This window comes from Haladaptatus marinus (assembly GCF_051194195.1).
Map to the genome: position 1 here is coordinate 37,602 of NZ_JBLZNK010000003.1, position 13,637 is coordinate 51,238.

Below are 13,637 nucleotides of genomic sequence, written 5' to 3' on the forward strand. Positions count from 1 at the left end.
TGAGGATTGCGGCCACCCGTCGGGTTCTGTTCGAATGACCCGGCCGAACTGGTGTCGGTCAGTCCTGTTGTTTGCGGACGACTTCGACGCAGTTCTCCCCTTCTCCGTCCTCGGCGACCAGCTCGAACACCGACGACTGTGGATCTTTTACGATGTAGCCGAGCAGGCTTCCAAACCCGTTGTGCTCCGGATGCAGACCCAAGCCGCTTCCGGCACCGACCAGCCCAGGCGGTTCCCTGTCGAGCGTACCGTGCCACCAGTCCGCGTCGAAAAACAGGGTGGATATTTCCATGTGTTTCACGTCGTGCGTGAAGCAGTAGCCGCCCGATTGGAGGAGGGGCCAGAGATGTTCGAGACAGGTTTCGGCCGATTCACGAAGTCCCACGTCCAAAAAGAGGAGAACACAGGGTTCTTCGAAACCCGGCATCGACTGGTCGAAATAGCCCTTGTGGAACGTGCAGACGGTGATGTCACCGTATCGGGCGATGTTCTCCTGTACCTCCTCTATTGGTGCACCCCAGGCGTCCTCGTCGTACGTGTGAACTTGCTCGGACTTGACGAGGACGTGTTCTCGGTCGTTTTCGTTCGGTTCGGGCATTCCCTCGAAGGAATCGAACACCTCTAGCGGTCGATTACAGAGTCCGGCAACGAGTGAGAGGTTCGCTGTGCTACCACCTTTGTAACAACCGCATTCGATCAAACTCCCCTGTTCGTCGCGGGGAATCGTCAGCACCTTCGTGGCGATGACGAGGTGTTCCAGAAACGTCGAACCCGTCTGTATTTTTACGTTGTTCCGCGCCATCTTCGCGGCCAAGACGACCTTATCGAGGAATCCGACGCCATACTCCGCGCCCGTTTCCGGTCGGAAATATTCGGCAAGGACGACCGGCATACTCGCCACCAGCAACACGAACCGATATAGCCGAGCAACCGACGCAACCACATTTCGATTGTTGTCTCCCATCTGTCGCCCTGAACTTATCGGCTCGGGATTTTGTTATGGGCTGCTGGAGAAACGAGTATGCACTCCCTATGCGGTGTCCCGCTCGGCAAATCCGACGTACCAGTTCGACCGCTGACTGAGCCGTTTGCCACCGACCGACCAATCGTCGCAGTTGAGCGGGAGTGCGACGAGACGACAGTCGAAATTCGAAACCCACGACAGCGGTGGCGTCGTGTCGCTGATGAAGCCAAACGCGATCAGGAACTCGTGCGGAATCGCTCCTTTCGCGACCGAGAGCAGATCCGAATCGGCGTGGTCTTCGATGATGCACTCGAAGAGCCGTGACAGAGCGCGATTTCTCGCATTGCTCCGAACCAGCGGAACGATGTCCGCGAGTTGTGTCACGGTCACACCGTTCGATGTCGTCCGCGTTCGGACGACGATGCCAACGACGGGTTCGTCGTTCCGAGCGGCGACGTAGGTGGTTTGCTCCCATGCCGGACTCGCAAACCGCCACCGATAGAACGTCTCGTCGCGGAGGGCGTGAACCGCATCCGGCGGGTTGGTACGGTACAACTCGGCGAGAATTGACTCGTTGACGCCTGGCTGTCGAATAATCGAGTACGACCCGGAGCCGTACGCTCGGGAGCGATACATCCCTTGGAGTCCGGTCGTGAGCGGCGCTGTGAGGTCAAGGAGGCGTGACCGAACTCCCTGTTCGCTCTCGAACATCGCCGACGGGTTGTGAATTCGATAGTACGTCTCCCGCTCGCCAACGATCTGCCAGCCGAGTTTGAGATAGCCAGGTCTCGACCGCTGGTTCGGGAAGTTGAAAAAGAACGCCGGGTCACCGTTTCTGTAGTGGTCGATTGCATGCTGTGTCATCCGGGTGAATAACCCTCGGCGACGGTGTTCCGGATGAACCATGGTGTCGGCGGGTTGGAGTGCGAGGACCGTCTCCGACCCGGCCCGCATTCGGAAGGCGAGGAACGGTCGCGCACCGACGATTTCCTCGTCCTTTTCCACCACGAACACAGGGACGTGGTCAACGTAGGGATTGTCCACGAATTTCCACCGAAACCAACGGTCGTTCCGATGTCGCTGGAAGACGGCGTTGTCGAGCGAGAGAAACCCCGACAAATCGCTCTCTTCGAACCATCGTACAGCGTACCCGTCTCCGGCAGTTCGATTTAGTGCGGACATCGCGTCACGAACACTGGATTCCGTGGTTTCGTACATAGTTATGTGGGGGAGAAACGAGCTGTTGGCCCACACTACTGCACCTGTGAAAATCCATCGCCGATGGAACTGAGTCCGTGGTCGCTGGAACTGCAACAGCGATAGATGCTCTGTTCGTTCCGGACGATGTCGCGTTCTCGTAGGACACGAAGGGCGCTGTAGAGTTCCAGATACTGAATCCCTAAGGCCTCGTGTAACTCCTCAACTGTCGCTCCATTGGCGACGTGTAAATAGAGATACACCAGCTTCGTTCGCGGCGAGGGGAGTTCCACGATGGGAGCAAAACCTCGGCCGAATCCAGCGTCGTGTCCAATCATCAGTCGGCGTATCTTGCTAATCGTTCCTTGTTATACGTCTCCTGAAAATCGGGGATAGCGGTGCTTATTTCACGGTTCCGTTTCGTCTTGCGGCCACAACGAACGGGAACGAAGTGGAACAGTGCGAACGGTGATGCTCCGAACGAGTGTCACGATGCTACAGTCCGAGGAACTCCTCCGCGTTCTCCCAGAGGATTTTTCGCTGGACTTCCTCGGGGAAGTCGAGTTCTTCGAACTGGTTCAGCCACTTCTTGGGGCGAATCATCGGATAGTCGGTGCCGAACATCACTTTATCCTGCAGGAGCGTTTTCGCGTAGTGCAGGACTTGGTCGTCGATGTATTTCGGCAACCACCCCGAGAGGTCCATGTAGACGTTACCCTTCTGTTGGCAGATGGCGAGTTGTTCCTGTTCCCACGGGAAGGCGGGATGTGCGAGGAGTATCTGAAGGTCAGGGTGCTCCGCGGCCACGTCGTCGATGAGCATCGGATTTCCGTACTTGATTTTCAGGCCACGTCCACCGGGTGCACCAGCGCCGAGCGTCGAGTTGCCCCCGTGGAAGACCACCGGAACGCCGAGGTCTTCGATGGTCGAAAACAGTTCTTCGTGTTCGGGGTCGCTCGGGTCGAAGCCCTGTGCGATTTGCTGGAACTTGAATCCCGAGAGATCGAGGTCGTTGACGACGCGTTCTGCCTCTTCGACACAGTCGTCTTTCAGCGGGTCAACGCTCCCGAATCCGATGAAGAAATCCGGATACTCGTCGCGGATTTCGGCGACGTAGTCGTTCGGAACCGGCGGGTTGCCGGTGTTGGTTTCGGCGTCCCACCCGAGCAGAATCGTCCGTCCGATTCCCGCCTCGCGGTACTCCTCGACAAAGGAGTCGTAGGTGTCCGTCTCCATCTTCGCACCGAACTTGTTCGCGGCGTCCTCCATCATTTGTCCGCCCGCATCCTCCAAGAACTCCTTCGTCGGTTGGTGTGCGTGGGTGTCGATGATTCGCGGTTCGTCCTCGTCTTCGAGGATGTCGATTGGCATATGTGACCGTTCTCTCATCGACACTAAAAAGATAGGCGACCCGGCCTCGTGTCGTTCGAATCAATTTTCATTTGTGAAATCTGATTTTAGTAAATAATTCATGGATTTATTTTATATATAAAATCGTATATGGTGGGTATTATGAATGGTGCTGGCGATCATGGGAACCCGAAACCCTCCACATTCGACCGACGGTCGTATCTGAAACTGACGAGCGGGTCGCTGATAGCCGGTGCGGCATTCGGTGGTGTCGCGTCGACGGCGACCGGCGCGCAGAACGGAACTGCTGACGATTCGACCCAATCCGTGACTACCGACGATTTCCAGTTCGATACGGTGTACAACGTCGTCGACGATCTCGAAATGGATCCCACAGGTGACGAACCTATCGACGATATTCTGGATGAAAACATCCGGAGCAACACCAAGCTGGAGTTTCCACAGGGGGAGTTTCGCGTCACTGACTTCACGTTCGACTTCGGCAACGGCCTCCACGATTTCGGGATGGTCGGCGTCGAACCGGGTGCGACAATCGTTCTCGACACGGCGGACGACGTTACACCGAGCTCCGGTGCGGCGTGGCTGTCGCTCGGCGGAAAGGATTCGTACAACCTCCGCTACGAGAGCCTTCGACACGATGTCGGCGGCGCATCGGAAGCGCCGAGAATGCAACTTATCGTCGCCGATGGACTCCTCGTCCGGGATGTTGTCCATCGCGGCAGTCACGACGGGTCACAGGGGCCGTTTCTGTTCGGCGTTCGAACACCGTCCGGCAGTGGCCTGGTGGAGAACCTTCGCGCGCCGGACGGTGCCCCGGACGGAAGCGGGGCTGTCGGCACGTTCGTCGAGATGAACACGACCGGCGAGTTGGAGTTCCGGAACTGCCAACTCGCGGGCTTCCCGAACAACGGTCTCTATCAGTCGAAAAAGAGTACCGGAACCGTCCGCGTCGTCGGCGGACAGTACCGAAATAACAACATCGCAAACGTCCGTCTCGTCGGCGCAGAAAGCGAGGTTCGGGACTGCTGCGTAACCGTAGACACTCCACACTCTGACGACTCGTTCCCGACGAACATGCGTGGCATCTGGCTGTTTGCGCCCGACGCCACAGTCGAGAACTGCGACGTGAGCTTCACCGCGGAGACGGCCAGCGACGGCGCGATTGTCGTCGCCGGAAGCGGAACGCACGAGATACGCGACACCCGAATCCGGGTCGATACCGACGACACGGCGGCGATGTACGCCACCCCACCGGAGACGACGCCCGCACCCGTCACGTGTACGAACGTTCGAGTGACCGGAAGCGCAGACCACACCGGAAGGGGATACCCCGGGAGCGCCGCCCTCCGCGCGTACGGTCGTCCGGGGTCCGTCTTCAAATCCTGTTGCATCGAACAGACCGGAACTGACCGCGACGGCATCCTGTTGCAGTACTGTGACGGGAGTCGCGTTTCGAAGTGTTCGTTCGACGTGACCGGCGACCGTATCGTGCTCGACAACTCCAGCAACGTCGTTCGTCGGCGGAACAAATCCGGCGGGTCGTGTTCGTCTCCCTCGTGTTCGTACTCCTCGATGACGACAGTCGATGGCTTCGAGGACGGTGTCCTCTCGGAGTACAACTTCGACCGTGGGAAGTCGGGCGCACGCGTCGTTTCGTCGCCGACGAAACGGGGGACGAACGCGCTCGAAATCGGTGGCACGAACACGGAGCTCATCAGCACGTCGGGACTCCCGACTTACCCAATGGCAGGTGACACGTTCAGCTACTGGATTCGTGGGGACGGCGGCGCGGCGGACAGCAACCTCACGTACGGCGTCCAAGGACACGACGACCGGTACTTCGTTCGTGTCGATATCGCCAACAACGACCTCATCCTGTTCAGGTACGAGAACGAGACGGCACACAGACTTGACTCGGATTCGACGGGCTACAGCCTCTCGCAAGGGTCGTGGTACGAACTCGTCGTGGATTGGAGCGCGAACGGCGACCACATGGTGACGCTCCGAGACAATGGTGGAAATCGTATCGCTTGCGTCTCCGCGACCGATACCACGTGGTCGGACGGTGGAATCGGCTATGACGCGTATTTGAGCTGTGGCGAGCGTTTCTACGTGGACGGCGTCGGAATCAAGTAATCAAAACGCCGTATCGCTTCGACGCTCGTTATTGTCCGCCGTCGTTGTCAACATCGGACATCGTGAATCTTCTATTGAGGCGTTTCAGAATCCCGCAGTCAGCAATGTGGCGGCGACGACACTTGTGACGACAGCGACGGGAATACCGACCATCAGCAGGCGCACGATGGAGATGTCAACCCCTCGCCTGCTGGCCTGCTGAAGCGCGATGAGCGTGGCCGCATTGGCGATTGGCGTCGCGTTTCCGGCGAGGGTGCTTACCGCGGAGAGAGTCAGCCATCCCAATTGCGATTCGATGCCAGACGAGAGGAGGATGACCGCCGGGACGTTGCTGATGACGTTCGACAGGAGGAAGGTCGCGCCCGCAAGTCGCCATCCGGAATCGAAGTGACCGACGAGGGTCATCAGTGCCGTCTCCTCCAAACTTCCGACGAGGACGAAGATACCGACGAACAGGACGATGATGCTCCAATCCATTCCCTGTAGTACGTCCTCGCCGGGAACCCGTCGGAACAGTTGGAGCCACATTAGATGCAAAATCCCAATCGACGCGGCGATTATGCCGGGATTGCGCGACGGAAACAGGACGAGAAGCAGAAACGTTCCGAGCAAAAACCCGACGCTGGAGAACGCCCATCGACCATCGATGTTCGGAACTGGCACGTCCGAGAGCGTGACCTCGTCGGTCGTAATCGGAACGAGGGCGAGCGCCGAGAGCAGGAGACAGACGAATGCGATTGGCATGAGATGCGCGACGAACTCGACCGCGCTCATCCCGCTTTGAGTGAGGATGTACGCGTTCTGTGGATTGCCGATTGGTGTCGCAACGCTTCCGATATTCGCCCCGAGAATTACGACGACGACGAGGGGCGGTATCGGGTCGATGTCGGCGGTGCGAATCACCGACATCAAAACGGGCGTCAACAGCAGTACCGTTGCATCGTTGAGCGCGACTGCGCTGAAAACCGCGGCAACGCCGAGCGACCCCAGCGTGAGTCGCCGAGCAGTGCCGGTATAATCCACCAATCGAGCGCCTGCCCACCCGTAAAATCCGCTCCGTGAGAGGGCTTCGACGTGTGTGAGCATTCCGAACAGCAGGAGGAGGGTACTTACGTCAATACTCGCAAACGCCTGTTGTGTGTTGATTGCGCCGAGTGCGAGGACGACGACTGCACCCGTCGCGCTCGTTAGCGACCGACTGAAGGGATAGACTCGTATCTGATTGAAAACAGCAGGCCGAAGGTGAGAAAGACGACGCCGACCACGAACGCGTCGGAGACCATGTCATCTCATTTATTCGAAGAAATATAGGCTGTTCGAAGGATTCAGAAAGTCGTGGCACGATTTTCCGAACAGAATTCAATTCTTCGACTGTTTATCGCGGCTCTTGATGAGGAACTTCATGTCGCCCTCGAACACGACCGTATCTTCCTGATTGGCCATCGTGGTGTCGATGACGACGAGGCCGGAGTCCTCGCGGTTGGAGAGTTCCTTCGTCTCGATGACTTCCATGTCGAGCGAGATGGAGTCGTCCATCTTGACGGGAGCGGGGATGTCCATGTAGTTCATGCCGAGGAACGCGAGGACAGTGCGCTCCAAGAAACCACAGCGGTAGACGAAACCGGTTGCCAGCGAGAACGTCATCGGGCCGTGGGCCACGCGCTCGCCAAAGTATTCGTCCTCGGCGTAATGTTTGTTCGTGTGGAGTTCCGTCCAGTCGCCCGTGAACGCCGAGTGCATGACGAAGTCATATTCGGTGACGGTTCGACCGACGCTTTCGAACGTCTGGCCTTCCTCGAAGTCCTCGAAGTAGTGGGGTTCGTAGCTGTATGCCATGTCGTCACCGACTCGGCTAGAATATAAGTAACTACTGCACCGATGCGATTCATGGCCGAAATCCCGACCGACCGCCGCGAAAAAATCGAAAACGACCCGTTCTGTGCCACCCTCGGAATCGAACTCACGAATCTCGAACCCGGCAGTGCCCGAACCGAACTCACGGTTTCCGATGAGCTCCTCAACTTTCATGGGACACCACACGGCGGCGTCGTCTACTCGCTCGCGGACGCCGCCTTCGCGGCGGCATCCAACTCGGACGGAGACACGGCGCTGGCATTGGAGACGAACATGTCGTACCTCGACGCGGCGGATGTCGGTGAAACCTTGGTCGCAGTTGCCGACCGGGAAGATGAAACGCGGCGCACGGCCTCGTATCGAGTTGACGTGCGCGTTGACGGCGAGAACAGTTCCGATGGGGAACCCATCGCTATTTTCCGCGGCCGAGTGTACAAGCCTTAAAACAAACGAATGTGAGAAAATCCCTCGGAACAGGGATTCAACCGCGGGTTTTATAGTTTCTCACAAGGTTCGTCGGCTATGAACGCGAGTCCCACACCGTGGACTCCTTCGCTCCTCCATGCGGAGAGTGGTACCCGACCGACTCGGCGCAACGTCGTCGTTCCACTGTTTGATGGGACGAACACCGACCTGACTATCAAACTCGCTGCGTCTCTGGCGGAGGAGTGGGACGGCGACCTCGTTCTCGTCAATCCGATTATTCGACCGTCGGAGATGCCGCTCGACGCCCCTCACGACTTGCTCGACGACCATCGAGAATCCGCACAGCAGGAGCTTCGAGCCTCGCTTGACCCGAAAATGGATGTACAGACACGGGGAACTGCTCGAACCGGCCGCTCGTTTTCGGCAATCATCCGCGACGCAAGCCGGGACTTCTCCGCGGGTGCGGTCGTAGTGGACGATTCGGAACCGACCACTTCGACGATGCCGTTCGGTCGAACCGTTTCCGCACGTCTCGCGGGTCGTCTCGACTGCGATGTGCTCACAGTCGGCGGAACCCACGCTTCACAGACCATCTCGTCCGTTCTGGTTCCGGTCGCTGGCGGCCCGCATTCGGGGTTAGCAGTGGATATGGCTAGTCACATGGCGGAAACTCACGATGCGTGGGTGGAACTTCTCCATGTTATCGAAGACAGTCCGAGCGACCGAGCGCACGCCGACGCGGAGGAATACGTTTCCGCGCCCCGCGACCGTCTCGGCGAGTTCGACGATGTGGATACGTGGGTGCTCGAAGCCGACGACCCCACCGACGCCATCATCGAACAGTCGAATTATTACGACGTGACCGTGATGGGTGCGCCGCAGAAAAGCAGACTCCGGGAGTTCGTGTTCGGTTCGACCGCCGAAGACGTTCGTTCTTCGGCGCATAACACGGTCATCACCGCCGAACGACCGCACGAGCGCGATTCGCTCCTCGGTCGGTGGCTATAAACGGACGTCGCCAATTTGGGGGAATCGGCGACGTCCGTATCGGACTTCGGTACCGGTGTCGCTTATCGGTGATCGTACACGCGCTTTACTTTCCCAACCTCGGTTCGTTCGATGGCACCTGGTTCAACCACTTCGAGTTCGTCGGGTTTCACGTCCAGCACCTCGCCGAGTCGGGCCTGAATTTCCTCGCGGAGTTCGTCGGGCGAGGCCTCGAACTGCTCGTGGTATTCGACCGTGATTTTCATGCGGTCTAAATTCCCATCGCGCGTCAGGTCGATTCGGTAATGTGGCGCGACGGCGTCCAAATCCACCATCACTTCCTCGATTTGGCTCGGATAGACGTTGACGCCGCGAACGATGAGCAGGTCGTCGGCTCGGCCGGTGACGTTGCCCATTCGAACCATGGTTCGGCCACAACCACACGTCTCGTAGTTCAGGCTGGTCATATCGCCGGTTCGATACCGAAGCACCGGCAGGGCTTCCTTCGTCAGACTCGTGATGACGAGTTCGCCTTCTTCGCCCTCGGGGAGCGGCTCGCCAGTGTTCGGGTTCACGATTTCCGGATAGAAATGGTCCTCCCAGATGTGGAGACCGTCCTGTACGTCAGCACATTCGATGGAAACGCCCGGACCGATGATTTCCGAGAGTCCGTACACGTCCACCGCGGTCACGTCGAGCGCGTCCTCGATCTCCTCGCGCATCGGGTCGGTGAACGGTTCTGCTCCGATGACGACCGTCGAGAGCGGGAGGTCACGCGGGTCGATGCCGCGTTCCTCGACGGCCTCTGCGAGGTAGAGGCAGTACGACGGTGTGCAGGAAAGCACGTCGCTCTCCAAATCTTGGAGCATATCGATCTGTCGGGCGGTGTTCCCGCCACCGACCGGGATAACACAGGCACCCAGTTCTTCGACGCCGTCGTGGAAGCCGAGACCTCCGGTGAACAGGCCGTAGCCGTAGGCGTTCTGCACAACGTGCTCTGGTTCGACACCTGCCGCAGCGAGCGAGCGGGCCATCACTTCGCGCCAGACACCGAGGTCGTCGTCCGTGTACGAGACGATTTTCGGTTTGCCGGTCGTTCCCGACGACGCGTGAATTCGGCAGATTTCCTCGCGTGGGACTGCAAACATCCCGTCCGGATAGTTGTCGCGGAAATCCTCTTTCGTCGTGAACGGTAGCTTCGAAACGTCCTCGACGCTTTCGATATCCTCGGGCGAGACCCCCGCCTCGTCCAGCGCGTTTCGGTAGAAGGAGACGTTTTCGTAGGCGTGTGCGACCGTTTCGGCGAGTCGCTCGTCCTGGAGTTCCCGTAGCTCGTCGCGTGACGCCGATTCGGTGTCACTGTATACCATGCTTGTCGGTGCTTCGAAGAGCGACGGGAAAACTGTTTCTCGATTTTCGGCTGAACATTTATTTTGGTTGACGTTGCATGCCGATGCGATGATAACTGTCTCGGAGCGACTTTTATGGGGTCGGCAAGAAGGGAGGGTGCGCCACTGGTCGGTCTTCGTCGGTGGCTTCGCAGGTGTCGTTTTGCTTCTCCTCCTCGTGATACTGCTCGGAAGTGGTTCGGGGTCACGTCTCGCCTATGACCTGTTGCTCCCCGTGGCGATTTTTTATGCGTCGCCGATAATTTCCGCACTGAGTGCGCTTCGCGGCGGTGGCCTGTTCGTTAGCCTCGCTGTCGGCGGGGTTCCGGCCGTTTCGTTCGGCGTCGTGGCATTGGGCCGACTGTTGATGACCGGTGTTTCAGGGGGCGATTCGCCACTTTGGGCCCTCGTGTTGGCGTTCGGACTGTTTGGAATACTCGGCTCCATGGTGGGATTTCTGGTCGCACGGGGCGTTTTGCGGTTCGTTGAAGCGTGATATCGGTTTCGAGGCCGACCGTACCCTCCAGTGACAACCCGAATCGAAACAATGATTCGGCACTCCCCCACCCGATTCCCGGCAAAGTGGACTGAGTGACGGCAGGTATTTTTCCTCTGCCCCACGAGTGCGAGTCATGCGAGACGCCTATCTCGTCGGCGCGGCTCAGACGGATTTCGGGTCGTTCCCCGACGAAAGTTATCGGTCGCTGTTCCGAACCGCCTTCGAGGCGGCGTGCGACAGCGTTCCGGCGGGAATCGACCCGGATGACGTGGACGAGGCGTTCGTCGGCACTCTGGGTGTCGGCGGACGGCAACTCGGCCTATCTGGCCCCGCCGTGACCGAACACGTCGGACTCGACGGAATCCCCTGTACCCGCGTCGAAAACGCCTGTGCCGCGAGCGGATTCGCCGGGAGACACGCCGTCCAAGCCGTGAAAAGCGGAATGGCGGATGTCGCCCTTGCGGGCGGCGTCGAAATCATGACCGACACGTCGAGCGACGCGACGAAATACTGGCTCGGCGTCTCGGGCGAAACCGAATGGGAACGCCTCTCCGGAACCACCTTTGCGGGCGTCTACGCCCAGATGGCTGATGCGCACATGGCCGAGCACGGGACCACCAGCGAACACCTCTCGCGCGTGGCGGTGAAAAATCACTCCAACGGGGCGAAAAATCCGCACGCACACCTTGGCTTCGAGTGTTCGCTGGAGGATGCCCAGAACGCGCCGGTCGTCGCCGACCCTCTCACCCTCTACCACTGCTGTCCGACGACCGACGGGGCGGCCTGTGCCCTCGTCGTCAGCGAAGACGTAGTTGACCAGTACACCGACGACCCCATCCGAATTGCAGGCGTCGGCGCGGCCAGCGACCGAGTAGGTCTGTTCCAGCGCGAGTCGTACACGTCGGTTCCGGCTTCCCGGAAGGCCGGAAAGCAGGCCTACGAGATGGCCGGAATCACGCCCGAAGACATCGACTTCGCGGAGGTTCACGACTGTTTCGCTATCGCGGAACTTCTGGCTTACGAAGACCTCGGTTTCTGCGAACCGGGGGAAGCAGGGAGCCTCATCGAATCCGGGGAAACCGAACTCGGAGGTACACGCCCCGTCAACACCTCCGGCGGCCTCAAGTCGAAGGGTCATCCAATCGGCGCGACTGGTGCGGGACAGCTGGTCGAAGCCTACAAACAACTTTCAGGAAATGCGGGCGACAGACAGGTCGAGGATGCAACTTGCGGCCTCACCCATAACGTCGGCGGAAGCGGCGGTGCGGCGGTCGTCCACGTGCTCGAACGAGAGTCGGAGGTGGATGCATGACGAACTCGAACACAGGCATTTACATCGCTGCGGTGGGTGCCTACGCGCCACGATTCCGCATCTCGGCGGACGAGTTCCGTGCGGCATGGGGACAGTTCCATGCTGCCGGGGTCAACGAAAAGGCGGTTCCGGAAGCCGACGAGGACGCCTTGACGATGGCGTACGAGGCTGGAAAGCGAGCGCTCGACGCCGCTGGTAACCCGGAAGTTGCCTTCCTCGCGTTCGCTTCGACCACGCCCCCGATGGCCGAAGAAGACCTGACGGCCCGACTCGGCGGGATGCTCGGTGTCCCGGAAACGGCGACTCGACACGTCTTCACGGGGAGTACTCGCGCGGGAACTCGCGCGCTCATGGCCGGACTGTCCGCTGGCCCGTGGGACGAGGGTGTTGGTTTGGTCGTCGCCGCGGACTGCCCCCGCGGGAATCCGGATTCGGCGGAAGAACACGGCGCAGGTGCGGGTTCGGCGGCGTTCGTCCTCGATGCCGATGGCCCCGCCAGCATCGTTCAGCAGGCCGAATACGCCAGCGAGTTCCCCGGAACTCGCTTCCGTGGAACCGGCGAGGGAACCGTCGAAGGCCTCGGTGTGACGGGCTACGACCGACAAGCGTTCTCCGAGACCCTCGCCGGGGCGGTCGGTCAGCTCGATTTCGACGCCGAGGCGGTGGAGGCTGCCTGCGTCCAAGCCCCGAACGGAAAACGTCCGTACCGCGCGGCAGGTGCGCTGGGTGTGGGTACCGAGGAAATTCAGGCGGGCGCGCTCGTTCACGAACTCGGAGATACGGGTGCGGCAAGCGTTCCACTGAGTCTGGCGAAAGCTTTCGCTGACGGCCACGAACGAATCCTTGTGGCCTCATTCGGAAGCGGCGCGGGTGCGGACGCCCTGCTGGTCGAAGCGGGGGACGTACCGACTTCGGCGGCGCTCGATGGCGACGACCCGATTAGCTACGCCGAATACCTCCGCAAGCGCGGCGACCTCACCTCCGGGCCGCCGAGTGGCGGCGGTGCCTACGTCAGCGTTCCGTCCTGGCGACGCACGCTCGACCAGCGACACCGACTGCTCGCCGGGAAGTGCCCCGACTGCGGGACGCTGAACTTCCCGCCGGAAGGCGCGTGTAGCGGCTGTAAAACGCTGGTCGAGTACGACGAAGTGCAACTGACTGGCACGGGAACTATCGAAGCCGTAACGACGATTTCGCAAGGCGGTGCCCCACCGGAGTTCGCGGAGCAGCAGTCAAAATCAGGCGACTTCGACGTTGCTATCGTCGCGCTTGATGGACCGGATGGGGGCACCGCAAGTGCCCCTGCACAGGTGACTGGTACTGCGACCGGAACGCTCGAAATCGGAGATTCGGTGGAGACGACGATGCGAAAAATCTACACGCAGGAAGGCGTGACGAGGTACGGGTTCAAAATTCGACCGCAGTAGTCGAATGGTACATCGGGCCAGCACACTGCGCTGGCGGCGATTCAAGCGTCGGCCGGTCAGCTGAAGCCCGAAGGAA

13 protein-coding genes are annotated in these 13,637 nt (G+C 59.8%); 6 read left to right on the top strand and 7 right to left on the bottom strand.

Annotation, left to right across the window (positions count from 1 at the left end):
• Positions 1–58: 58 nt before the first annotated feature.
• From ACN2TU_RS05720 to ACN2TU_RS05735, 4 genes are all read right to left on the bottom strand, one after another.
• Positions 59–964 (bottom strand): TylF/MycF/NovP-related O-methyltransferase, encoded by a 906-nt coding sequence (locus ACN2TU_RS05720; RefSeq protein WP_435153731.1) that lies wholly within the window; start codon positions 962–964, stop codon positions 59–61.
• A gap of 66 nt (positions 965–1,030) precedes the next feature.
• Positions 1,031–2,182, bottom strand: coding sequence for a GNAT family N-acetyltransferase (locus tag ACN2TU_RS05725; RefSeq protein WP_435153733.1), 1,152 nt, complete (start codon positions 2,180–2,182; stop codon positions 1,031–1,033).
• A 35-nt stretch (positions 2,183–2,217) separates the two neighbouring features.
• A complete protein-coding gene (locus tag ACN2TU_RS05730) occupies positions 2,218–2,499 on the bottom strand; it encodes a helix-turn-helix domain-containing protein (protein ID WP_435153734.1) in 282 nt (93 codons plus the stop codon).
• A 157-nt stretch (positions 2,500–2,656) separates the two neighbouring features.
• A complete protein-coding gene (locus tag ACN2TU_RS05735) occupies positions 2,657–3,532 on the bottom strand; it encodes an amidohydrolase family protein (RefSeq protein ID WP_435153736.1) in 876 nt (291 codons plus the stop codon).
• Positions 3,533–3,673: 141 nt separating this feature from the next.
• Here ACN2TU_RS05735 and ACN2TU_RS05740 point away from each other — a divergent pair, with 141 nt between their 5' ends.
• Entirely contained in the window at positions 3,674–5,668 is a 1,995-nt protein-coding gene (locus ACN2TU_RS05740) for a right-handed parallel beta-helix repeat-containing protein (protein ID WP_435153737.1), read from the top strand.
• Between the two features lie 84 nt (positions 5,669–5,752).
• Here ACN2TU_RS05740 and ACN2TU_RS05745 read toward each other — a convergent pair whose 3' ends face one another.
• Together ACN2TU_RS05745 and ACN2TU_RS05750 are read right to left on the bottom strand one after the other, a co-directional pair.
• Positions 5,753–6,886, bottom strand: coding sequence for an ArsB/NhaD family transporter (locus tag ACN2TU_RS05745; protein ID WP_435156126.1), 1,134 nt, complete (start codon positions 6,884–6,886; stop codon positions 5,753–5,755).
• A 141-nt stretch (positions 6,887–7,027) separates the two neighbouring features.
• Entirely contained in the window at positions 7,028–7,504 is a 477-nt protein-coding gene (locus ACN2TU_RS05750) for a MaoC/PaaZ C-terminal domain-containing protein (protein WP_435153739.1), read from the bottom strand.
• Between the two features lie 51 nt (positions 7,505–7,555).
• Between ACN2TU_RS05750 and ACN2TU_RS05755 the strand changes: the two genes are divergently transcribed.
• Positions 7,556–7,966, top strand: coding sequence for a hotdog fold thioesterase (locus ACN2TU_RS05755; RefSeq protein ID WP_435153740.1), 411 nt, complete (start codon positions 7,556–7,558; stop codon positions 7,964–7,966).
• A gap of 78 nt (positions 7,967–8,044) precedes the next feature.
• Entirely contained in the window at positions 8,045–8,956 is a 912-nt protein-coding gene (locus ACN2TU_RS05760) for a universal stress protein (RefSeq protein WP_435153742.1), read from the top strand.
• Positions 8,957–9,018: 62 nt separating this feature from the next.
• Here the strand turns inward: ACN2TU_RS05760 and paaK are convergent, their stop codons facing one another.
• A complete protein-coding gene (gene paaK / locus ACN2TU_RS05765) occupies positions 9,019–10,305 on the bottom strand; it encodes a phenylacetate--CoA ligase PaaK (RefSeq protein WP_435153744.1) in 1,287 nt (428 codons plus the stop codon).
• Positions 10,306–10,393: 88 nt separating this feature from the next.
• On the opposite strand from paaK, the gene ACN2TU_RS05770 reads away from it, so the two are divergent.
• From ACN2TU_RS05770 to ACN2TU_RS05780, 3 genes are all read left to right on the top strand, one after another.
• Positions 10,394–10,819 carry a hypothetical protein gene (locus tag ACN2TU_RS05770; RefSeq protein ID WP_435153746.1) on the top strand — a complete coding sequence of 142 codons (426 nt, stop codon included), beginning with the start codon at positions 10,394–10,396 and terminating at the stop codon, positions 10,817–10,819.
• A gap of 136 nt (positions 10,820–10,955) precedes the next feature.
• Entirely contained in the window at positions 10,956–12,134 is a 1,179-nt protein-coding gene (locus ACN2TU_RS05775; protein ID WP_435153747.1) for a thiolase domain-containing protein, read from the top strand.
• Positions 12,131–13,561 (top strand): zinc ribbon domain-containing protein, encoded by a 1,431-nt coding sequence (locus tag ACN2TU_RS05780; RefSeq protein WP_435153749.1) that lies wholly within the window; start codon positions 12,131–12,133, stop codon positions 13,559–13,561. The genes ACN2TU_RS05775 and ACN2TU_RS05780 overlap by 4 nt, the downstream gene beginning before the upstream one ends.
• Positions 13,562–13,637 lie beyond the last annotated feature (76 nt).

Coding starts and splice junctions, on each gene's coding strand:
- ACN2TU_RS05720 (WP_435153731.1), bottom strand. CDS start 964: ATGGGAGACAACAATCGAAATGTGGTTGCGTCGGTTGCTCGGCTATAT.
- ACN2TU_RS05725 (WP_435153733.1), bottom strand. CDS start 2,182: ATGTACGAAACCACGGAATCCAGTGTTCGTGACGCGATGTCCGCACTA.
- ACN2TU_RS05730 (WP_435153734.1), bottom strand. CDS start 2,499: ATGATTGGACACGACGCTGGATTCGGCCGAGGTTTTGCTCCCATCGTG.
- ACN2TU_RS05735 (WP_435153736.1), bottom strand. CDS start 3,532: ATGCCAATCGACATCCTCGAAGACGAGGACGAACCGCGAATCATCGAC.
- ACN2TU_RS05740 (WP_435153737.1), top strand. CDS start 3,674: ATGAATGGTGCTGGCGATCATGGGAACCCGAAACCCTCCACATTCGAC.
- ACN2TU_RS05750 (WP_435153739.1), bottom strand. CDS start 7,504: ATGGCATACAGCTACGAACCCCACTACTTCGAGGACTTCGAGGAAGGC.
- ACN2TU_RS05755 (WP_435153740.1), top strand. CDS start 7,556: ATGGCCGAAATCCCGACCGACCGCCGCGAAAAAATCGAAAACGACCCG.
- ACN2TU_RS05760 (WP_435153742.1), top strand. CDS start 8,045: ATGAACGCGAGTCCCACACCGTGGACTCCTTCGCTCCTCCATGCGGAG.
- paaK (WP_435153744.1), bottom strand. CDS start 10,305: ATGGTATACAGTGACACCGAATCGGCGTCACGCGACGAGCTACGGGAA.
- ACN2TU_RS05770 (WP_435153746.1), top strand. CDS start 10,394: ATGATAACTGTCTCGGAGCGACTTTTATGGGGTCGGCAAGAAGGGAGG.
- ACN2TU_RS05775 (WP_435153747.1), top strand. CDS start 10,956: ATGCGAGACGCCTATCTCGTCGGCGCGGCTCAGACGGATTTCGGGTCG.
- ACN2TU_RS05780 (WP_435153749.1), top strand. CDS start 12,131: ATGACGAACTCGAACACAGGCATTTACATCGCTGCGGTGGGTGCCTAC.